This window comes from Enterococcus sp. AZ079 (assembly GCF_050547255.1).
In the GTDB taxonomy this organism is placed as follows: Bacteria; Bacillota; Bacilli; order Lactobacillales; family Enterococcaceae; genus Enterococcus_D; species Enterococcus_D casseliflavus.
The window spans coordinates 1,469,021-1,490,000 of sequence record NZ_CP172955.1 but is presented as its reverse complement, the minus strand read 5'-3'; the positions used below and the strand labels follow the sequence as shown (position 1 = coordinate 1,490,000).

The 20,980-nt window shown below is 40.6% G+C and carries 19 protein-coding genes and 2 rRNA genes (1 of these 21 only partly in view); 3 read left to right on the top strand and 18 right to left on the bottom strand.

Annotated features, from left to right (window positions below):
- The 15 genes from IGJ15_RS07180 to IGJ15_RS07110 form a co-directional block, all read right to left on the bottom strand.
- A 23S ribosomal RNA gene (locus IGJ15_RS07180) occupies positions 1 to 600 on the bottom strand; it reaches 2,315 nt to the left of the window's first position.
- A 229-nt stretch (positions 601 to 829) separates the two neighbouring features.
- Positions 830 to 2,389: ribosomal RNA gene (locus IGJ15_RS07175) — 16S ribosomal RNA — on the bottom strand.
- The 16S and 23S rRNA genes sit together here, the layout of an rRNA operon.
- A gap of 540 nt (positions 2,390 to 2,929) precedes the next feature.
- Entirely contained in the window at positions 2,930 to 3,115 is a 186-nt protein-coding gene (locus IGJ15_RS07170; protein ID WP_005230211.1) for a hypothetical protein, read from the bottom strand.
- Positions 3,116 to 3,254: 139 nt separating this feature from the next.
- On the bottom strand, positions 3,255 to 3,776 hold the full coding sequence (locus tag IGJ15_RS07165; protein ID WP_430599408.1) for a GNAT family N-acetyltransferase: 522 nt from the start codon (positions 3,774 to 3,776) through the stop codon (positions 3,255 to 3,257).
- Between the two features lie 65 nt (positions 3,777 to 3,841).
- On the bottom strand, positions 3,842 to 4,780 hold the full coding sequence (locus IGJ15_RS07160; protein WP_333719205.1) for a dihydroorotate oxidase: 939 nt from the start codon (positions 4,778 to 4,780) through the stop codon (positions 3,842 to 3,844).
- A gap of 209 nt (positions 4,781 to 4,989) precedes the next feature.
- On the bottom strand, positions 4,990 to 6,030 hold the full coding sequence (locus IGJ15_RS07155) for a galactitol-1-phosphate 5-dehydrogenase (RefSeq protein WP_333719206.1): 1,041 nt from the start codon (positions 6,028 to 6,030) through the stop codon (positions 4,990 to 4,992).
- 125 nt (positions 6,031 to 6,155) lie between these two features.
- Complete coding sequence (locus IGJ15_RS07150; protein WP_333719207.1) at positions 6,156 to 6,707, bottom strand: class II aldolase/adducin family protein; 552 nt, start codon at positions 6,705 to 6,707, stop codon at positions 6,156 to 6,158.
- Positions 6,673 to 8,442, bottom strand: coding sequence for a PTS sugar transporter subunit IIA (locus IGJ15_RS07145; protein WP_430599460.1), 1,770 nt, complete (start codon positions 8,440 to 8,442; stop codon positions 6,673 to 6,675). Before IGJ15_RS07145 ends, IGJ15_RS07150 begins: the two co-directional genes overlap by 35 nt.
- A gap of 164 nt (positions 8,443 to 8,606) precedes the next feature.
- On the bottom strand, positions 8,607 to 9,047 hold the full coding sequence (locus IGJ15_RS07140) for a PTS sugar transporter subunit IIA (protein WP_081117255.1): 441 nt from the start codon (positions 9,045 to 9,047) through the stop codon (positions 8,607 to 8,609).
- Between the two features lie 62 nt (positions 9,048 to 9,109).
- Entirely contained in the window at positions 9,110 to 10,366 is a 1,257-nt protein-coding gene (locus IGJ15_RS07135) for a PTS transporter subunit IIC (protein ID WP_005236230.1), read from the bottom strand.
- A 2-nt stretch (positions 10,367 to 10,368) separates the two neighbouring features.
- Positions 10,369 to 10,671 carry a PTS sugar transporter subunit IIB gene (locus IGJ15_RS07130; protein WP_015509814.1) on the bottom strand — a complete coding sequence of 101 codons (303 nt, stop codon included), beginning with the start codon at positions 10,669 to 10,671 and terminating at the stop codon, positions 10,369 to 10,371.
- A 24-nt stretch (positions 10,672 to 10,695) separates the two neighbouring features.
- Entirely contained in the window at positions 10,696 to 11,769 is a 1,074-nt protein-coding gene (locus tag IGJ15_RS07125; RefSeq protein ID WP_430599459.1) for an alcohol dehydrogenase catalytic domain-containing protein, read from the bottom strand.
- Positions 11,770 to 12,309: 540 nt separating this feature from the next.
- Positions 12,310 to 12,627 carry a DUF2500 domain-containing protein gene (locus IGJ15_RS07120; protein ID WP_081117258.1) on the bottom strand — a complete coding sequence of 106 codons (318 nt, stop codon included), beginning with the start codon at positions 12,625 to 12,627 and terminating at the stop codon, positions 12,310 to 12,312.
- 756 nt (positions 12,628 to 13,383) lie between these two features.
- Complete coding sequence (locus IGJ15_RS07115) at positions 13,384 to 13,713, bottom strand: metal-sulfur cluster assembly factor (RefSeq protein WP_005231940.1); 330 nt, start codon at positions 13,711 to 13,713, stop codon at positions 13,384 to 13,386.
- A 74-nt stretch (positions 13,714 to 13,787) separates the two neighbouring features.
- Positions 13,788 to 14,723, bottom strand: coding sequence for a YitT family protein (locus tag IGJ15_RS07110; RefSeq protein ID WP_005230189.1), 936 nt, complete (start codon positions 14,721 to 14,723; stop codon positions 13,788 to 13,790).
- 153 nt (positions 14,724 to 14,876) lie between these two features.
- Between IGJ15_RS07110 and IGJ15_RS07105 the strand changes: the two genes are divergently transcribed.
- Complete coding sequence (locus IGJ15_RS07105) at positions 14,877 to 15,368, top strand: YajQ family cyclic di-GMP-binding protein (RefSeq protein ID WP_005230187.1); 492 nt, start codon at positions 14,877 to 14,879, stop codon at positions 15,366 to 15,368.
- Positions 15,369 to 15,459: 91 nt separating this feature from the next.
- Here IGJ15_RS07105 and IGJ15_RS07100 read toward each other — a convergent pair whose 3' ends face one another.
- The 3 genes from IGJ15_RS07100 to IGJ15_RS07090 all read right to left on the bottom strand — a co-directional run bounded on the left by IGJ15_RS07100 (position 15,460) and on the right by IGJ15_RS07090 (position 19,440).
- Positions 15,460 to 17,952: an ATP-dependent DNA helicase gene (locus IGJ15_RS07100; protein ID WP_333719211.1), complete on the bottom strand. Its 2,493-nt coding sequence runs from the start codon at positions 17,950 to 17,952 to the stop codon at positions 15,460 to 15,462.
- 257 nt (positions 17,953 to 18,209) lie between these two features.
- A complete protein-coding gene (locus IGJ15_RS07095) occupies positions 18,210 to 18,746 on the bottom strand; it encodes a hypothetical protein (RefSeq protein WP_016611127.1) in 537 nt (178 codons plus the stop codon).
- A gap of 280 nt (positions 18,747 to 19,026) precedes the next feature.
- Complete coding sequence (locus IGJ15_RS07090) at positions 19,027 to 19,440, bottom strand: GNAT family N-acetyltransferase (protein WP_333719212.1); 414 nt, start codon at positions 19,438 to 19,440, stop codon at positions 19,027 to 19,029.
- Between the two features lie 98 nt (positions 19,441 to 19,538).
- On the opposite strand from IGJ15_RS07090, the gene IGJ15_RS07085 reads away from it, so the two are divergent.
- On the top strand, positions 19,539 to 20,159 hold the full coding sequence (locus IGJ15_RS07085) for an MBL fold metallo-hydrolase (RefSeq protein WP_005230178.1): 621 nt from the start codon (positions 19,539 to 19,541) through the stop codon (positions 20,157 to 20,159).
- A gap of 33 nt (positions 20,160 to 20,192) precedes the next feature.
- A complete protein-coding gene (locus IGJ15_RS07080) occupies positions 20,193 to 20,897 on the top strand; it encodes a histidine phosphatase family protein (protein WP_005230175.1) in 705 nt (234 codons plus the stop codon).
- Positions 20,898 to 20,980 lie beyond the last annotated feature (83 nt).

Here is a 20,980-nt window from a genome sequence, read left to right as displayed (position 1 = left end):
GCACGCTATCACCCATTAACGGGCTCTAACTTGTTGTAGGCACACGGTTTCAGGATCTATTTCACTCCCCTTCCGGGGTGCTTTTCACCTTTCCCTCACGGTACTGGTTCACTATCGGTCACTAGGGAGTATTTAGCCTTGGGAGATGGTCCTCCCGGATTCCGACGGAATTCCTCGTGTTCCGCCGTACTCAGGATCCTCCTAGGTGTTATCCAAATTTCGCCTACGGGGTTTTTACCCTCTTTGACATACTTTTCCAAGTATTTCGACTATCTGAATAGACTACCATATCGGAGTCCTACAACCCCAACAAGCAAGCTTGTTGGTTTGGGCTTTTCCCGTTTCGCTCGCCGCTACTCAGGGAATCGAATTTTCTTTCTCTTCCTGCAGGTACTTAGATGTTTCAGTTCTCTGCGTCTACCTCGACTGCGCTATGTATTCACGCAGACGTAACATCCTATAAAAGATGCTGGGTTCCCCCATTCGGAAATCTCTGGATCATAGCTTACTTACAGCTCCCCAAAGCATATCGGTGTTAGTCCCGTCCTTCATCGGCTCCTAGTGCCAAGGCATCCACCGTGCGCCCTTATTCACTTAACCTTTGACCTTACGGTCGGTTTTGAGTACTTCTTCTAGCGATAGAAGGTTGCTCAAGAAAATAAGCGTTGAACTTATTAAAAAACTCTTTTAACATTTCAACTCGGTGTGTGTTACTTGTTTTGATTATTTCTTCGATATCCAGTTTTCAATGAACAAATTTTGTTTGAGAGTAAACCTCTCAAAACTGAACAAAGGCAAACGATGTGTAGTCTTCCGAAATATTCCTTAGAAAGGAGGTGATCCAGCCGCACCTTCCGATACGGCTACCTTGTTACGACTTCACCCCAATCATCTATCCCACCTTAGGCGGCTGGCTCCAAAAAGGTTACCTCACCGACTTCGGGTGTTACAAACTCTCGTGGTGTGACGGGCGGTGTGTACAAGGCCCGGGAACGTATTCACCGCGGCGTGCTGATCCGCGATTACTAGCGATTCCGGCTTCATGTAGGCGAGTTGCAGCCTACAATCCGAACTGAGAGAAGCTTTAAGAGATTAGCTTAGCCTCGCGACTTCGCAACTCGTTGTACTTCCCATTGTAGCACGTGTGTAGCCCAGGTCATAAGGGGCATGATGATTTGACGTCATCCCCACCTTCCTCCGGTTTGTCACCGGCAGTCTCGCTAGAGTGCCCAACTAAATGATGGCAACTAACAATAAGGGTTGCGCTCGTTGCGGGACTTAACCCAACATCTCACGACACGAGCTGACGACAACCATGCACCACCTGTCACTTTGCCCCCGAAGGGGAAGCTCTATCTCTAGAGTGGTCAAAGGATGTCAAGACCTGGTAAGGTTCTTCGCGTTGCTTCGAATTAAACCACATGCTCCACCGCTTGTGCGGGCCCCCGTCAATTCCTTTGAGTTTCAACCTTGCGGTCGTACTCCCCAGGCGGAGTGCTTAATGCGTTTGCTGCAGCACTGAAGGGCGGAAACCCTCCAACACTTAGCACTCATCGTTTACGGCGTGGACTACCAGGGTATCTAATCCTGTTCGCTCCCCACGCTTTCGAGCCTCAGCGTCAGTTACAGACCAGAGAGCCGCCTTCGCCACTGGTGTTCCTCCATATATCTACGCATTTCACCGCTACACATGGAATTCCACTCTCCTCTTCTGCACTCAAGTCTCCCAGTTTCCAATGACCCTCCCCGGTTGAGCCGGGGGCTTTCACATCAGACTTAAGAAACCGCCTGCGCTCGCTTTACGCCCAATAAATCCGGACAACGCTTGCCACCTACGTATTACCGCGGCTGCTGGCACGTAGTTAGCCGTGGCTTTCTGGTTAGATACCGTCAAGGGATGAACATTTTACTCTCATCCTTGTTCTTCTCTAACAACAGAGTTTTACGATCCGAAAACCTTCTTCACTCACGCGGCGTTGCTCGGTCAGACTTTCGTCCATTGCCGAAGATTCCCTACTGCTGCCTCCCGTAGGAGTCTGGGCCGTGTCTCAGTCCCAGTGTGGCCGATCACCCTCTCAGGTCGGCTATGCATCGTTGCCTTGGTGAGCCGTTACCTCACCAACTAGCTAATGCACCGCGGGTCCATCCATCAGTGACGCAAAAGCGCCTTTCAACTTTCTTCCATGCGGAAAATAGTGTTATACGGTATTAGCACCTGTTTCCAAGTGTTATCCCCTTCTGATGGGCAGGTTACCCACGTGTTACTCACCCGTTCGCCACTCTTTTTCTTTCAGTGGAGCAAGCTCCGGTGAAAGAAAAAGCGTTCGACTTGCATGTATTAGGCACGCCGCCAGCGTTCGTCCTGAGCCAGGATCAAACTCTCATAATGATTTGTTTGAATGACCATACGGTCATTAAGCTCATAAAAATTAACTTTGCTAGCTATTGCTTGCATGTATTTGTTTCAATAAATTGAAACGTCCTACACATTGGTTCGTTTGCTTGCTTTGTTCAGTTTTCAAAGGTCTACCATGCTGTGTTAGCAACTTTTATATCATATCAGAGCGACATTCGATTGTCAACTCTTTTTTAAAAGTTTTTTTCGCTCGTTGTTTTTCAACTTCGTAGCGGCTGTCTCAGCGACTTAATTAGAATAACAAATGATTTGTTATTTGTCAACAACTTTTTTCAATGAATTTTGTTGATGTATCAACATTGATTAACTGTTTTATTATTGCGACTTCGTTATAATATCATCTGTTTTATTTTTGGTCAAGTCTTTTTTTGAAGTTTTTTCAACTGTTGTTTTGACCCGCTGGCTCAATTGCCAACGTTGAATACTTTATCATTCTATGAATGAAAGAGCAAGCTTTTTTTCTGAAATTTTTCCAATTAACAAAAATAAAGAAAAAAACTACCAAAAGGTAGTTTAATCAATATCGATCGTACGGAAACGGATTTGATTTTGATCGTCTCGTTTTAAGGTTGTTTCTTCTTTCAAATAAGAGAACTTCTTCTCATCGATCGCTGGATTTTCAAGCATTTCTTCATACCCTGCAAAAATATCATGGATGTATTTTTTATAAGCTTTTTTCTTTTTGATTCTTTTCTTCATTTGGCACCGTCCTTTACGTGCTTATCTTAGCAAGCCGAAAGGATTCTGACAACCATTATCCGCATTTTCATACCAAAAATTCACTTTGACACAACTTTTCCATTCTTTCAGCCAAGTGACAAGAATGGAAAAAGAATGTTTAGTTTGTGATCAAACGTTTTTGAAAAGCCAATCGCTCTCCATTCGGAAAAGGAAATGTTACCTCTCCTTTATATTGATAGCCAGCTGCTTGGATATTCTTTTGCATCCCAATATTGGCTTTATACGTATCGATACGCATATCAACGATTCCTTGCTCTAATGCAACCACTTCAAGAGCTTGCAGCAATTTGGCACTTAACTTTTGCCCTTTAAAATGAGAACTGACAACGACGCGATGAATGGATAGATACGGACCGTTCCCATCCCACCCTGCGCCGGTAATTGCGTTGTAGACAGGATCATCACCAGAAACCAGTGCCGCAGACGCTGAGATTTTCCCATCTTTCACTAACACATAGCTTTCGCCTTTTGCAATATCTTCTTTGATTTGAGTTTCTTTTGGGCCATAGCCATTTTGCCATTGTGGTGATCCTTGAGCTTTTAAAAAAGCAATTCCTTCCTCAATCAGCGCCATTAACTCCGTTAAATCGCCCTCAGTTGTTTTACGAAATTTCTCCATTTAACCCCACCTTTCTTCTATGACTTTCTTCTATAAAAAGAAACAGAGGATGATAGAAAGTCGTTTTAATCAATCGTTTTTAGTTTGCCTTGAAATTCACTGATTGATTGATATCCTTTTTCTTTCATGATCGTTTCTAATTCTTTCGTCAATCGTTCAAAGATCGCCGGCCCTTCTTTTTGCAACTCTGTGCCGATCTGCAACATAGAGGCACCACACAACAAATGCTCATACGCGTCTTGACCATTACGAATCCCACCTGTACCAATAATTTTGATTTCTGGCTTGAGACGTGTATAGAAAGCCCGCACATTGGCTAATGCCGTTGGTTTCACATATTCGCCTCCGAGACCACCAAAACCACCTTTTGGTTTGATAACTACCGAGTCAGTAGCAGGATCGATGAATAAAGCATTCCCAATACTATTGATTGAATTGATGTAGGTTAACGGATACTTGTTTAATATCTTAGCCATCTCATCAAAGTGAGCCAAATCAAAGTATGGCGGCAATTTGACACCTAAAGGTTTTGTGAAAAAACCAAAGACTGTTTCAAGAATTTGATCGGTCAAAGGAAAATCATAGGCAACTTGTGGTTTTCCTGGCACGTTTGGACAAGAAAGATTCAACTCAGTGATTCCTTCAAAATCACTTTCTTGGATCTTCTTCAATAACTCAATGTTTTCAGCCATGCTCATACCAGCGACAGAGAAAAAGAAAGGCGCTTGCTGATTCATTTCCTGCTGTTTTTTGATGGCATAATCTAAGTAGTAGTCCACCCCTAGATTTGGTAATCCCATCGAATTGATGCTTCCTAACGGTAAATCGGTATAACGTGGTTCTGGATTTCCGGCACGTGCTTCTAGCGTTGCACTCTTTGTGACAAATGATCCAGCTGCTGATACCGCTAATTCATCTAATTCCTCGATCGTCATACAATGGACTCCTGAGGCGTTCATAAACGGATTTTCGTATGTATATTTCCCAAAATTCGTAGCTAACATTGATTCATTCCTCCAATCTTTTCAACTAGTTTACCGTTTCATTTCTGAAAATGCAACGGTGTCTTTGAGTGGGACAGGTTTTAGAAGGAGCAACCTCTTTAATCACTGTAGCAAATAAAAAAACCATATCCATACAGCTTATTAAAGCTTGCTGAATAAATATGGTTTTTGAAAACAATCTGTTTGTTCTGTAATCATATGTTGGTTTTTTAGAGCATGATCATGATTTTATTAAAGCTTTCACTTCTATTTACCGCTAAATCAAATGCTCTTTGAAGATCCTCTAACGGAAAGCGATGGGAAATCATATGACTGACACTTAAGCGTCCGCTTTCTAAAAAGGTGATCGAATCAAACCATTCTTTACCTGGGAAAGGTGCAGAATAGCTATTCCAAAAACCCTTAATGGTTAATTCACTGCGAAAGATTTTTTCAAATGCCCGTTGCTTAATCAAAACATCAGAATAAGCGATCCCTTGAAATCCAATTTTCCCGCCTTTTTTTGTCACTAAGAGACATTGTTCTTCAGTTATTTTAGTACCTGCACATTCCATTGCAATATCTACGCCTAAACCATCCGTTATCCGAGAAATCTCTTTTTCAAGGTCTTGAACACTAGGATCGATCGTATCGGTGACACCTAAATCTAATGCTTGTTCCAGTTTCTCTGATTGAATATCAATGCCAATGATCGTTTTCACACCCGCAATTTTTAACCATTGGATCGTCAGCAACCCAATCGTTCCTAACCCAAAAACGGCAACGACATCGCCCACTCTAGGTTCGATTCCATAAACACCATGCGCTGAGACAGCAAGAGGCTCAATCATGGACGCTTCTTCAAACGTCAACTTAGTTCCTATTTTCACGATATTGCTCGCTGGCACGGAGACGTATTCAGCAAATCCTCCAAACCGTTGCGAGCCCATCATGATATAGTCCGTGCATAATTGATACTTCCCGATAGCACAATATGCACAGTTATGACAAGGAATAAATGGGACAACAGCAACTCGATCGTCTTTTTTTAAATGATGAACAGAACGACCAACTTTTACAATAGTCCCAGCCATCTCGTGCCCCATGATCATAGGTAACTGGTATTTCCAACCTTTACTCATTTTGTGGATATCTGACCCACAGATTCCTGAAGCTTCAACTTTTACAATCACTTCATTCTGATGGCATTGTGGAACATCCATTTCTCGAATCTCAAATTCATTCAGTCCAATTAAGAAACCAGCCCTCATCTACTCTCCTCCAATCTTCATTCATGGGATTCATAGGTAACGTTTGTTTTATCAGTATAATATTCATAGCCCTGCTGGAGAAGCGCTTGCGAATGTAAATGCACATAAGCATTTGTTTCTAGTCTCTACAGATAATCATTTGCAAAAGCCAAATTAGTGGCTCCAACAATTACCCCATGTTCTCGCAGTAACATTCCATATGGTAGTCTTTCTTTATTTGTCACCATGTTTTGAGAGTAGTCACCAACAAAGTTTGCTAACTTTTCAGTTGTTGCAGGTGCATAATCCAAACAACGGATCGCATCCGGTCCGAAACGAAGGTTTTCACAGACGATGGGCATATCAGTCCCTATACAACTGTAAACCATCAAATTTAATGGATGAGCATGAATCACTGCTTTTATCCGTGGATCTGAGTGATAAAAACTCATATGCATATTGATTTCCCTGGTCAAGCGACCAGTACCTTCGATGAGGGATAGTTTCTTATCTACCAAAATAATTTGCGCTGCCTCTAATTCCCAAAGATACTGAACAGATGCCAAAGTAGGCGTCATCAAGAAATGATCTTCTGAAACTTTTATAGAGATATTGCCACCAGCAGCATCCGTTAGCTTCCTGTCAAATAAAGATTTGGCGATCTTACATATGAATTTCCGTTCTTCTAAATAATCCATCGGCTTCCTCCTGTCTAAAACGTAAATATTTTTCAATTAATCCATATTTCCCAAGAAACATTATATCTTCAACAATTTCTAAGTATTCTTCACTTCTTACAAGAGCGACGAAGAAAACATAAGTCACTTGAAAATAATCCTCAGATCCGTAAGAGATTTTTTGTTTATTCGTCAAAAGGCTAATCGTGCTACGGTGGACATTTCCCCGATTGTTCGCATGAGCTAAAGCAACACCTTCACTTATTACGATATAAGGTCCATTTTGTTTCACGTTTTCAACGACTTCTTCTACATAGCTCTGCTCGATACACTCATTTTGTGTCAATACTTCCCCTGCTAAGCGTAAAGAACGCTCCCAAGAACATTTTTGGTCGATTCTGATAACATGCGAATTTAACAAGTAATCATGCAATCTCCTTTGTGGTTGTTGGACAAATTGAACAAATTTTTCTTCAGTCTCTTCTTCATTAATCGTAAACAAACGGTCAACCATCTTTACTATTTTTTGGATATCTTCTTGGGTCACAAAAGGTGTTATTCTTAAAACATCCTCTTCCAAAAAAGGCAAAGAATCAGCAGTTAAGATTAAACGATTGGCTTTTTGACGGAAGCACATCTTACGATAAGTACCAAATGTTAGCACATCCATAATTTTGAACTGCTTGTATCGACTAATTTTCATAGCAATCATTTTCGCTATCGATAAATTTTCACACACGATCCAGATATCGATTTTGCTCATCTTATATTCTTGTCGGGTTAAGGCAGTTGCGATATGAATAGCGATCGTAGTAATAAATGATTCATTGAAGGATCGGGACAGGTAGTTTTCACTGACACCACTATTAGCCCTTACAGCTACGATAATATCCATAAACTGATGCCGCAAAAGACCGATATTTTCAATATCCAAAATAATGTTCTCTTCTTCAATAATTTGTAAGTGATTGTATAGATCAGAAATTAAGTCAAATTCGTACTTTAGAGTCGTCCTTAAATCTTCATCAATTTTATTCAGAAAATAGATGACCAAATTATACAATTCAGCATCCTTCGCATTTTTTCGCTTTTTCAAATGACAAAATTCTGCTATTGCCTGTTTGTCTTCGAAAGAGATCGTTCGATCAAATCTTTTTTCAATTTGATCGATGAGTATGCTCAGGTTTTCCGACATAACGACAAATTTGGGAGATTCACCTTGTTCTTTGCGAGGCATATTGATAACGATAAAAATATAGACGAAAAGATCAAACTGCTGATACTTTTCTGCATACTTTAACTCGTTAAAAATGAATCCCAAAAAGTCTAAATACTCCATTGACCCGTCAAATGCCCGAAGGATTTGCATTCCGACATAATTGATGTATCCTTTTGCGTCTATATTTTCTAAAAACAATGTAAACAAATACTCTCTTTTCTCCGATTGATTCATCTTAAGGATAACCCCTTCACCCCTAAGCGTTTCGATATATTTACTCATGATCACTTCTTGTTTTTTCAACGTATTGATATCGCGGATGATTGTTAATCGACTGACGTAAAACAAATCAGCAAAATGATCCATCGTAAGAACATCTTCTGTTATCAATAAATTGATCAGAAGTAATGTGCGTCTTTCATCAGGATTCAAGGAATAGTCGTAAGGGGACAATTCTAAAACAAGCTGATAAGCTTCTGACAAATCTAGTTCATCAGGAACCCGTAAGTATCCGCTTTCAATTTTCACTTGCGGCATATCGTGAGTATTTAGAAACGAGTTCATGACTTTGATTTCACTCGTGAATTTCTTTGGCGAGAGATTCAAGTTTTTATAAAGTTGCTCCAATCTAATTTTCGTTATTTTGTTATATAGTAGGAGATAGATGATTTCAGCAGTAATTTTCCTCACAGCACTCCTCCTTAATGAATAGACAAATTCTCTCTTAAAAAATCAACAAGGTTTTCAGGTTCACACTTGCTTAATTGAACAATAAAATTTTGAGACTGGATGCTTAAAATCAATTTTTGAAGAAAATCAATATAGGTATGCTCATCTTTTAGTGCCATGCAAAATACATGTTCGACTGCTAAGTCGTCTACTTGAGTATCCATCTGTTTAAAAGTCACAGGCTTTTTTAGTCTTGCATAACAAACAGAAGATTCTTTCACAGAGGGATCAAAGGTATGCGGAATCGCAACTGGCGGGTCAACTGGCAAACCAGTAGGAAAATGATGTTCGCGTTCGATACAAGACTCAATAAAACTATTCCCGACGATCCCTTCGTTAAGCAGCTCAAGTCCGCATTGTTTAATCACTTCTATATTTGAGCGCTCATTCAATTCGATTGCTTTAAATTTCATACACTATTTCTCTCCCACTAAGCCATTTATTTTGTCAATAATTCGTTTATTCATTCGGTCAATTACCCAACGATTCGATGAAATAAGCTGATTATAATATTTGCTAAATTGTAGCCCCAGAAACTATCTGTCACAACACCTTCCACAGGCACACCGGTCGCATTCATCATTTCGGTTGCTTCAGGTGCAAAGGTGTTTGTTCCAATTAGAACGATGACTAAGAAGAAAAAGCCAGTGACGAGTGTTCGAAAAAGATTGCCATTTGATGCTAATGCTAGCAGTGGAATCATATATACGATTACTGTTAAAACACCTACTGGAAAATAATGCATACCAGGGATAATAAATGCTAAGAATATTGCTATCGGAATCAGAATCACTGTCGTTGTGATCGCTGTCGGATCTCCAAGACCAAGAGCAATGTCCATTCCGATATATAATTTTTTCCCTTCGCCAATATGTTTCTTCATAAATTCTTTGGCAGCTTCTCCGATCGCAGTCAAGCCTTCCATCATAACAGAGACCATTTTGGGTATCAGTACTAGCACCGCCGAAACTCCAACCCCCATAGAAATCGCTACCGTAAATTCTTGGCGTGTCAATACGCCTAGAAAAGTTCCCACCAACAAACCGATAACTGCTGGATCTCCAAAAAAACCAATTTTACTTTCCACTTTTTCCAAACTGATATCGATTTTGTTAAGACCAGGAATCAGATCGATCAGTTTATTTACTAATAGTCCAAAAGGATAAGCGAATGTAATAAATGAAAATGTCGTACAAGTCGTGCCTTCCAGTCCGTAATACGCCTCCCATCTAGGAGCAAACCACTGAGCCACGAATAAAGTGACAATTGATAAGCCAACCGTAACAGTCAAACCTAGCCAAAAACTATCAAACAAGGCATACGCTAATGCTCCAGGAATCAAAAAATGAATATAGTTCCAAATGTCGACATTCATGACCGTTGTCCATTTCAAAAGAATAAACAATACATTCAACCCCACGATCATCAAAATAGCAATCGCTGCAAAAGGTACTGACCACGAAGCCGCTCCAACAGCAGCCCAGCCAACATCCATCGTGGTATATCCTGATCCCATTTCCTGATAATAATCGATGGCTGGTTGCAAGGAAGTACCAAGGAGTCCTACAACAAGTCCCAACCCTTGAAAGCCGATGCCGACTAAAAGCCCTGTTTTTAGCGCTTTGCCAATTTTCATCCTAAAGACACAGCTCAAAATAAAAATGACAACGGGTAGCATAACCGATGCCCCCATATCCATGATGTTCTGAATAACTGATAATACAGCTTCCATTTTTATCCCCCTTTAATAATTCGATGGCACTCTTCAACGATTTTCTGCGCGGTCTGCTCTTCGTTGATTCCAGAGATCAAACTGAAAACAGGAAGAATCGGTACTTTTACTGGCTTGACATATCGAGTAGTCACCAAGATTAAATCCACCGTTTCTGCTTTTGAGGGAATTTGACTAATATTCCCTTTGGTGATGGAAGCCTGAATGTTGCTCTGAGCCAAGATTTGTTTGACTTTCTCTTGAACAACTGTGGACGTGGCGATCCCACTACCACAGGCAATATAGATCTCAATTTTTTTATTCATTTTCTTTCTCCTCCTTTCCTTACTCTATTTTTGAGATTTCAATATAGAATGAATTTTATACTCTTCTTCTGGTAGTAAAACGACTTTTAACGCCTTCCCTTCTCTTGTCAATTCGATGGCCTGATTGATGTCAGTTAAAGGCAACACATGAGAGATAATTTTTTCAGCAGGCAACTGATCTGATAAGGATAAATGGAAAGCTTTTTCGACTTGAATACTATTTGCACCATAATGACCATAAATCCAGAGATTGTTATAATGAACTGCATTCGTATCTATAGGCGTTAGTTGATTCTTTGCTACACCACCAAAAAAGACGACAGTCCCACATTTTCTAGCCATAAAAATACTTTGTTGCTGTGCTTCTATTGATGGATTGGCTGAAATCACTTTATGTGCGCCATGTCCATTCGTATACTCTTTCACCTTTTCAACAGGATTTTCTTTTGAAGAATCGATCCTATGATCTACATCAAACGCTTCCATAAGAGCTAGTCTGTCAGCATTTTTATCAATCACGATCACCTTGCTTGCTCCACGAATCCTTGCTAGAATCGCTAAAAAGACCCCAATTGGACCTGCACCAATAATGACGACCGAATCACCTAACGAAACCTGAATATTCTCCATGCATGCATAAGTGGAGGATAAGGGTTCAGCTAATGTTGCCGCGATAGGCTCTCGTCCTTCTGGCACTTCAAAAATCGCTCCTCGTTCTACTCTTGTAGCACTATATGCTATATACTCTGCAAAACCGCCTTGAAGATCGGTGTAACTTTCAGCTTCCGTACAACATTCGTGCTTCCCATTACGACAATTTTCGCAACGTAGGCAATGAGCCATAGGGTATACATAAACCATCTGCCCTCTTTGATACTTCGTCACATTTTCATCAATTTCGACGATCTCACCAACGATTTCGTGTCCATAAATATGAGGGTAGCGCCCCGCTTTTGAATCAGTCAGCAAATTGCGAATATCAGATCCGCACAGACCAACTGCCTTAACCTTCAATAGAAAACCTCCTTCTGGACAGCAGGGTCGCTCTACTTGTTCATAGCGAATATCTCCTGGTCCATACATCAACGCAGCCTTCATTTTTTTCACAAACGTTCAACTCCATTCATTCTTTCTTATTTTACATGTTCATTGTAAGGTGCGTCGGATGTACCTCACAAGTAACACTTTTAGTATTTCAAGTTCCATATTTGTTACTTGAAAGAGAAAATGTTTGTGAAAAACCAAGAACGATTTTTCCTTTTTGCAATTATTTCTGAAGTCACGTAAAAAACAAAAAACCTCGTAACAATGAGTCACGAGGTTTTGGTGAAGCAATCTATTCTATTTATGAGTATTTAAAAACTATCTGTAGCTCATCACTTCCGCCAATAAAACGGATGGGTAAACTAAATTAAGCCATTCGTCGCAGGAAATTTCCTTCGGTTTTGGTTTTATTTATGCGACCTCATAAGTAGAAATTCTCAAGTGTTACTCGATAATACTTGCGTTTTCCATCGAAAGCGTACAATTCAAATCATTTCAAATGATAAGACACTTGAATAGGAGTTTTTTAATTGACTGTTCAACTTTTTTTTAAATTGAAAACGAATAAACACATACTATATACATACAAATTTTTTACCTATCAAGTGAATTAAACCTTTTTCTTTGATACCTCAACACTCCATTATCTCCGATGACGTATAATTTGTATTTTCCATACCCTACTTTAAATTCTAATCTTTCGCCACTTGCGATTTCAAATAAAAGATAATAGGTAATGGATTGATTCGTAAAGCCGTTTGCAGCAATATTCGTGCTACTAGTCATTCGTTTGTCTACTAGCGTGGCAAGTACTGCCACTTCTGGCGTAGATTGATCCTTTAAGAATTCGACAATATGATATAAGATAACTGCGACGAAAATAAAAGCAAATAAAGTAAATAGAAAATCCACAAAACACACTCCTTTTTGTTTTTATGATCAAGGGAATCAACCAAATCATTTTTACAACTTAACTATAATTATACATTAATACAATTAATTAATCTCGAATCTCTAATAAAAATATGTAACTCGCTAAATGATTGACCGAAACTGTAGTTTGGCTATCGTTTTCCTATATGTATGGTTGCATAGAACACATTTGTATATTTGTTAACCAAGAGTCAGTTGATAGGATGAAATCACATGACCTTTGAAAAAGCATTCCTAGAATCATCCTTCTTCATTCTACATTGACTCCTTAAGGAAAATTCATCGTATCCCAAAATCTCTGACTAAATTCAGTAACTTTTATTTAGACATGTTTTCTGGGATGCACCTTAAGGTTATCAATGTGGATGAATAAGAATTTAATCTATGCTCTCTTTTTGTCAAAGTGATCGAAGGTTTATAGAAAGTATTACTATTTCGGCAAAGTTAAATACTAACTCACTTTGAGTTGTTATATGAATGGAAAATACGTTGAGCTTTCAAGTTTTAAAATATATGATTTTCTTTAATGCTTTTAGTAAAAAAGCATAACTTTTTCACCAAGTAACTGTTTATTTAAGAAAGTATTCTATAAAAAAACTCTTCTACCAACTTTTTCAAAGTTAATAAAAGAGTTCTGTGTTTATATCCTCATTTTGCCAACTGTCCGACACCTAAGAAAACAGCTTGTTCCATCTAGTTAACAAATATGAAACAACTTTCTATGATTGAAAATCCTTAACGAATCCCCAAAGCAATCCTTGCATAACGACTCATTTTATCGGTCGTCCAAGCGGGATACCAGACTAATTTCACCTCTGGATTTTTGACTTCTGGAATATCGCTTAGTGCTTCGTGTATCGATTCAGTCAATACGTCGGCTAAGGGACAGCCCATTGTTGTTAAGGTCATTTTGATTACGGTATTGCCTGTTTCTGCATCAAATTCGACTTCATAAACTAAGCCTAGATTCACTATATCAATCCCCAACTCAGGGTCAATCACGGTTTCCAAGGCAGCCAAGACACGCTCTTTGATTGCTTCTGCTTCTACTTCAGTATATGCCACGGTTGAAGACCTCCTTTAATTCTTGTTTCAAATAATACCTTCTTTTGCAAGATTTGTAAATGGACGATCCTTGATTATGGCCGGCTTTTCTTGTGTATTTTCAGTTCTGGGAAGACCCCTGTCGTTTTAAAGGTCCGTTGTTCATCATCTGTCGCAAAACGGCCTGTAATCGATTGGGTCGGCACAAAATTAATAAACGCATTGCCGTCAGCTTCTAAAACGGCTTGTTCTAAATCGTAGATCTCGTAGCGGGTCACGACCATCATGATCATATTACCAGGTACGCCTGAATACCCTCCGACTGAGGGGAACAAAGTCATGCCGCGAAACACATGCTTAGAAATATTTTTCCCAACAGCTTCCGCATTGGTCGTAATAATCATTGCCGTTACCTTTTGATGACTTGTGTGCAGCATGTCCACAACGTAGCTCATTGCGAAAATCGAAATGATCGTGTACAGCGCACTTTCCCAAGAAAAGACGAAACCTGAGACCATGACAATGATGCCGTTTAAAATAAACATATATTTACCGACTGTTTTTCCAGTCGTTTTTGATAATATCAACGAAAGGATATCCATTCCGCCGGTGGTAAAACCCATTTTCAGTGAAAACGCAACGCCGACGCCCAACAGTACGCCACCTAGCAAAGCGTTAACCAAAATATTGTCAGTGATCGCTCCTTGCGGAAGGATCATCGTTAAGACGGAAACGACAACGACATTGATAAAGCTCAATAGTGTCGATGATTTCCCGAGTTTGATGAACCCGAGAACAAAGATAGGCAAGTTTAAGAGGAAAATAAACAGCCCTGTACTAAGGTGAACGCCAAAATGTTCCAAGGCAAGTGCCACGATCAATTGGGCGACCCCGTTCATCCCAGCAGAAAGAACGTTTGCGGGAATCAAAAAGAAATTTAAAGCAATGGCTGCAGTGATACCTGACAGCAAAATAACCCCTATTTTTTTCAATCGTTCTGATTGTTCGTGCTTCGTTAATAACTTACTCACAATGATCTAGCTCCTTCACTAAAAATCTCCTTCCAAAGAATAGCAGTTTGTGTGAAAAAATGAAACAATTATTTGCAAAAATTTACTTTTCATTCCCGCATCGTTCGCCTCCATGTTAAAATCATAGGTAAGAGATGAGAGGAGTGATTGATTTTGGCAAAAGAAGCAAGTTTTGATGTCGTATCTGAGATCAACACAGAAGAAGTGAAAAACGCCATTCAACAGGCGGAAAAAGAATTGAAAAACCGATTTGATTTTAAAGGCTCCACGGTAGAAATCAAGATGACTGAGGGCAAACTGACGATCGTTGGAGATGACGAATTTAAGTTGGAGCAAATCAAAGATGTGCTCTTTGCGAAGCTGATCAAACGGAATGTACCAACGAAAAATATTCAATTTGGCGAAACGGAGCATGCCTTGGGGGCAAAAGCTCGTCAAACGGCAGAATTGATCAATGGCATCGATAAAGAAAACGCCAAAAAAATAACGACAGCGATCAAAAACGCCAAGCTAAAAGTTAAAACCCAAATTCAAGACAATCAAATTCGGGTAACAGGCAAAAGTCGTGACGATCTGCAAGAGGTGATCCAATTGTTGCGTAAACTGCCCCTGACGATCGATTTACAATTTACAAATTATCGCTAATCAAAAAAACTAGAACAGAGCCTAACGTGATGGTTAGGCAAAATCAGCTTTATCTACTGATTTTGCGCAACCGCTCTTGAAAGCTCTGCTTCTAGTTTTTTTCTTGCCAAAAATGAGTCAATGCCTTTGATAACTCTTGCGGCCGACGAATCTGCAAGGCATGCTGCCAATGCAGTGGGAAAAGTTCTTGGTAACGCGGTGTCCGAAAGCGCTGATCCAGCAATAACACCACGCCACGATCGCTGACATCCCGAATCACTCGACCGGCTGCTTGCAGGACTTTATTCATCCCTGGCAGCTGATAGGCATACGCAAAGCCAGCTGCCTTTTTCTCATCGTAATATTCCCGAATCAATTCTTGCTCGTGATTGATTTGCGGCAGTCCGACTCCTACCACTGCGGCACCGATCAAGCGATCGCCTTTTAGGTCGATCCCTTCAGAAAAAATTCCTCCAAGGACACAAAATGCCACCAAAGTTTTTGGTTGACTCTTTGGTTCGTCTTGACTTTTATCCAGCAAGGATGATTGTTGCGAGTCAAAAGATTGAAACTGCGCAAGAAACGCCTCGCGCTCTGCTTCGTTCATAGCAGTCCCCTGAATCAAGACCTCCACCTCTGGCGCCTGTTGAGAAAATGCTGCCGCCACCTCATCCAAATAACGATAAGATGGGAAAAAGACCATATAGTTTCCCGCTTTCGCTGCCGTCATTTGCTGGATCGCATCAACGATCGCAGGAATGCTGGCTTCACGTTGGCGATATGTCGTTTGGATATAGTCCGCAATAAAAATCCCCTGATTTTTCGGATCAAAAGGACTTGGCAAGCGATAGCGCAAAGCTTCATCGCCGCCACCTAATACTTCTTGATAATACGACAAAGGGGTAAAGCTCGCAGAAAACAACAGGCTGGCCTTGCCCTTATCTAACACAGATTCCAAAAACGGCGCTGGTTCGATGCAAAATTGCCGTAGTTTGATATCATAGCGGTCGATCTCCACCGTCGTTTCGTAGTGATCATCATAAAATTCACTGATCTTCAAATAATGGTTAGCTTCAAAATACACTTGCAGCACTTCTTCTTGCAATTCATGCTCAGGATTTGCCGGCAACCATTCCTTCATCAATTCAGCTAATTTGTATAGCTGATTGACCATTGTTTCATGGGGAGCTGCTTGATGGTGGTATGACCATCCTTCCTCTTTTGCTAATTGGGCTAAAGCCGCAAATTCTTTATCAACTCTGTTTAGTGCGCGTTTTAATTTCTGTTGATCCTTCGGCAGCTTCTTCTTTAATTCCTTAAATGGCTGTCGTAAGATCGTTGCGGAATACATTTCTTTCGAACGATTAACTAAGTTATGGGCTTCATCCACTAAAAAGAAATACTCTTCGTCTGGCTCTTCAAAAAATCTCCGTAAATAAACGGTTGGATCAAACAAATAATTATAATCACCAATAATGACATCGCAAAAGACACTGACATCCAGTGAAAGCTCAAAGGGACAAACCGTATGCTTCATTCCATAAGTCTCGATCACTTCTCGGGTTATTTGGTTTTCGTGATGCAACAGATCCCACAATGCTTCGTTGATTCGATTGTAATAACCTTGTGCATAAGGACAATGCTCTGGCGTACAATTTCGTTCATCCAGAAAGCAAATTTTATCTTTGGCAGTGATCGTGACACTCTTGGTTTCACTACCGTTGTCTGCTAACTTGCTCAACGCATCTTCAGCCACTTGTCTGGTGATCGTCTTCGCCGTCAGATAAAAGACCCGATCTGCCCCTTCTTCCCCGAGAACTTTTAATGCGGGAAACAGCGTTGACATGGTTTTTCCAGTTCCCGTTGGCGCTTCCGCAAAAAGTCGCTTGTCATTTTTTAGTGTTTTATACGCCGCTGCTGCTAACTCTCGCTGCCCTTTGCGAAAGGTTTCAAAGGGAAAAGACAGCAGCTGCAAAGACGTATTGCGGACACGGCGCCAATTCTCTTGAAAAACTAACCATTTATGATATTCCTGAAGTAATTCTTCATAAAAAACAGCTAATTCTGAGAACTGAAATGTTCTTCTCGTACGGGTGGTCAGCTTTTCAGTGGTTTGATAATAAGTCAATTGTACGGCGATCCGATCGATGGGTCTCCTCGGATCATTTTCTCCATCAGCAGTAGCTTCTGCTTCTGGTTTCTCTTGTTTTTCACTGTCATTAAGCGCTGCTTGTTCATTTTCTTGTAGTAAAAACAAATAAGCATAAACCATTCCCTGGGCAAAAAACAAATCGATTTGATCTTCAGGGATATCTTCGAAAGCTGGTTCTGAAGTTTTGATCTCATCGATCACCCAAGAATTAACAGCTGCATCAAAAAAGAGACCATCGGCACGTCCTTCGACAGTGATCGAATCTTTCTCAATTTGGCTTTCTCGTTTGAAAAAGACTTCTTTTTGATACGCATCCCCAGCCTCTTTTTGTAGTTGGCGATGGATACGGGCGCCTTCTTGTGCGGTATGATTACTGACTTTGCGGCTATCAATATCGCCTCTGCGCAAAATAAATTCTACGATTTTTCTAACCGCAACTTTTCCTTTATACACGTGTTCACCTTCTCGTTTGCCATTATAGCGGATAGATCACTTTTGGAAAAGCGAACAGAAACAGCTTTTCATCCTCTGCGGAGAGTATCCTATCCAAACAGGTTTGATCTCTAAAAAAATCACTTGCGGCAAAATGCCTTCTCATCAGGTAATCAACGCCATTTCCACTTCCAGAAAATGGGTTTGACGAAAGGTCACCAAAAAAACCTACTCTACTCACCTAAGCAAGTAAAGCAGGAATATTTTTTTAAGAAAATTTATTGATCGACCTGAATGTCATAGCTAACGCCATTTTGATCATAGGCCTTCTGATTATTGGGATCTAAGGTGAACTCAAAGGTTCGCCCATCTGCCATGATCGTCAAACGTTTTCCTTCGACGATGTATGAGGCATCTTGATAGGTGATCTCATAAATTTGATAAGGATCGTTGGACAACTGTACCTCTGAATGGGAAAAATGACGCTGAAAATCACTTTCGATTTGTCCTTTATACAAGGCAACATCACTAGAGCTGGCTGAACTATCTTCTAAGTCTGCCATCGGCAAATACTGCTTAACGATCGTCAACTCATTCTCATGGAAATCATAAACCCCTTGGCTTTGCGGAAAGATGACACTCTCATCTTGGATCAACATCAAATCAAGGTCGCCATTTTCAACTGCTTTGGAGGCGGAAGTAACGGTTTCAGAAACTTCTTTCGAATCATCGATGGATAGCTCTTCCTCACCACAGCTCGCTAAAAGAAGCACAGCAAAGCATACAGTGAAAAAGAATTGGAGCGATTTTTTCATAAAAAACACCTTCTTACAAAAAGTTGATGTAGACCAATCAAAACGAACACAAGGTCCTGAACACTTACTTTCCCCGAACTTAGTCACGACGAATGTTTCTGCTGCAGGAAAAAATTAGACCAGTTTCAAACGAAACACGCGCTTTCTTATTTTAATTAGTATAACAGCAGTTTTTTGCTAATGCGGTTTCTTAGAAAAATTTTCGAATTCCCACAATAATTCTGAGCTTTTCTCTCATCAAACTATTGGTTAGCCTTATCACCTGCCTGCCATAGGGTGGTCACAGCATCTTCACGAAATAAAGCCTATCCGTGCCAAGTACAGGTGTGTCAGAAAGCACAGCAAATTGTTCGAAGCCGACTGCTTGATAGAACTGTGGCGCTTGGTAGTCTTGGGTGGTAACTGTCACGGAACGACACCCCGCTTTTTTACCGTGATCGAAAAGTGCTTCCATCAATTGTTTCCCCACCCCTTGATTCTGATGGTTTGGATCAACTGCAAACAATTGAATATGAATCGTATTACCTGTCCGTTTCCCAATCAACCCACCAAGTTGATCGTGATTGTCAAAAAATGCAAATGAAAGCTGCTCTTGATCGGAAAAGGCACTCACTGCCTCTGTTTTTTTCGTTGAATAATTGAGCCATTGACAGATCGCCTGACGATTGTCTTCTGTGTTCATCGTTTTTATCATTAATTTTTCACTCCTAAAAACCTTTCTTTGTTTCCTCTTATACTTTAAGCTATACTTATAGTCAGACACAAGTATTTGTGATCCTAGGAGGTTTTAGCATGAAAATCATTGGTTTAGTGACAGGACCCGTTCAAGAAAATTGTTACCTTATTTGGAAAGAAGATTTTTTGTTGATTATTGATCCTGGAGCAGAAGCAGCGAGATTGATCGCTGAGATCGAAAAAACAGGCGCAAAACCAGCAGCGATTTTATTGACCCACACTCATTATGACCATATCGGCGCAGTTGACCATTTGCGGGATTATTATCAGATCCCCGTTTACGTTAGTCCACTTGAGCAAGAATGGCTAAGTGATCCTATGAAAAACCTTTCTGGTCGTCATCCTGAATTAGGAACCATCACCGCACGTCCAGCAGAATTCGAGCTAGAATTGAAAGAGTACGAGATAGCTGGCATGTCCTTTAAGGTTGTTGCAACCCCAGGTCATTCCATCGGCAGCGTCAGTTTTATTTTTGACAAGTTTGTCGTTTCTGGAGACGCCTTATTTAAAGGCAGCATCGGTCGGACCGATCTACCAACTGGCAACCTTGAGCAATTGCTGACCAGCATCCAAACGCAACTTTTTGTTTTACCGAATCAGATGGCCGTTTATCCTGGCCACGGGGAACCAACAACAATCGAGATTGAGAAACGGACCAATCCGTTTTTTAACGCATAAACGAATTACGAACCAAAGGAGGAATTACTACTTATGGCAAAAACGGAATTGTATGTCGTGCGTCACGGGAAAACCATGTTCAACACATTGCAGCGTGTGCAAGGCTGGTGCGACACCCCATTGACTCGTACTGGTGAACAAGGCATCCATTATTTAGGACTCGGGTTACGAGATGTGGATTTTGTGGAAGCAGTATCCAGTGACAGCGGCCGCGCGATCGAAACGATGCGTCTGATACTGGGTGAACATGTCAGAGGACCAGAGATCCCTTATCATATCGACAAACGGATTCGTGAATGGTGCTTTGGCTCACTTGAAGGTGCCTATGATGCAGAAATGTGGGGCGTTCTGCCACGGATTCTTGACTTTCCTGATTACGATGATATGATTGCCAATCATGTCTCGTTTGAGGCGATCGCCAATGCGATCTACCACGCAGATACAGCCAATTGGGCGGAAACCTTTGATGTTTTGACCGAACGTGTCAAAACAGGGTTTGAAGATATCGCCTACCGCGTTGAGAAAAAAGGCGGCGGCAATGCGCTAGTTGTGTCTCACGGCTTAACGATCGCTTTTCTTTTGCATCTGATCAATGATGAGAACAATGTTCGCATGGATATTGAAAATGGCTCGGTCACTCGACTGATCTACGAAGATGGCAGCTTTACGATTGCTGAAGTGGGCAATACCGATTACATCAAAAAAGGCTTAGCACTCTCTCAAGAACTTTTATCCTAAGAGAAACCTTTGGCAGTTGATCAATTTCTTTAAGAAAGGAGCAGTTTTTGTTTTAAAAACTGCCCCCTTTTTTTAGGAAAAAG

What these genes read in the sequence shown, in the direction of transcription:
- IGJ15_RS07165 (WP_430599408.1), bottom strand. Translation starts at nt 3,776, where the DNA reads ATGGAGAAATTTCGTAAAACAACTGAGGGCGATTTAACGGAGTTAATG.
- IGJ15_RS07090 (WP_333719212.1), bottom strand. Translation starts at nt 19,440, where the DNA reads ATGATAAAAACGATGAACACAGAAGACAATCGTCAGGCGATCTGTCAA.
- IGJ15_RS07095 (WP_016611127.1), bottom strand. Translation starts at nt 18,746, where the DNA reads ATGAAAAAATCGCTCCAATTCTTTTTCACTGTATGCTTTGCTGTGCTT.
- IGJ15_RS07135 (WP_005236230.1), bottom strand. Translation starts at nt 10,366, where the DNA reads ATGGAAGCTGTATTATCAGTTATTCAGAACATCATGGATATGGGGGCA.
- IGJ15_RS07150 (WP_333719207.1), bottom strand. Translation starts at nt 6,707, where the DNA reads ATGGATTATTTAGAAGAACGGAAATTCATATGTAAGATCGCCAAATCT.
- IGJ15_RS07170 (WP_005230211.1), bottom strand. Translation starts at nt 3,115, where the DNA reads ATGAAGAAAAGAATCAAAAAGAAAAAAGCTTATAAAAAATACATCCAT.
- IGJ15_RS07145 (WP_430599460.1), bottom strand. Translation starts at nt 8,442, where the DNA reads ATGCCGCAAGTGAAAATTGAAAGCGGATACTTACGGGTTCCTGATGAA.
- IGJ15_RS07155 (WP_333719206.1), bottom strand. Translation starts at nt 6,030, where the DNA reads ATGAGGGCTGGTTTCTTAATTGGACTGAATGAATTTGAGATTCGAGAA.
- IGJ15_RS07130 (WP_015509814.1), bottom strand. Translation starts at nt 10,671, where the DNA reads ATGAATAAAAAAATTGAGATCTATATTGCCTGTGGTAGTGGGATCGCC.
- IGJ15_RS07085 (WP_005230178.1), top strand. Translation starts at nt 19,539, where the DNA reads ATGAAAATCATTGGTTTAGTGACAGGACCCGTTCAAGAAAATTGTTAC.
- IGJ15_RS07140 (WP_081117255.1), bottom strand. Translation starts at nt 9,047, where the DNA reads ATGAAATTTAAAGCAATCGAATTGAATGAGCGCTCAAATATAGAAGTG.
- IGJ15_RS07160 (WP_333719205.1), bottom strand. Translation starts at nt 4,780, where the DNA reads ATGTTAGCTACGAATTTTGGGAAATATACATACGAAAATCCGTTTATG.
- IGJ15_RS07080 (WP_005230175.1), top strand. Translation starts at nt 20,193, where the DNA reads ATGGCAAAAACGGAATTGTATGTCGTGCGTCACGGGAAAACCATGTTC.
- IGJ15_RS07125 (WP_430599459.1), bottom strand. Translation starts at nt 11,769, where the DNA reads ATGAAGGCTGCGTTGATGTATGGACCAGGAGATATTCGCTATGAACAA.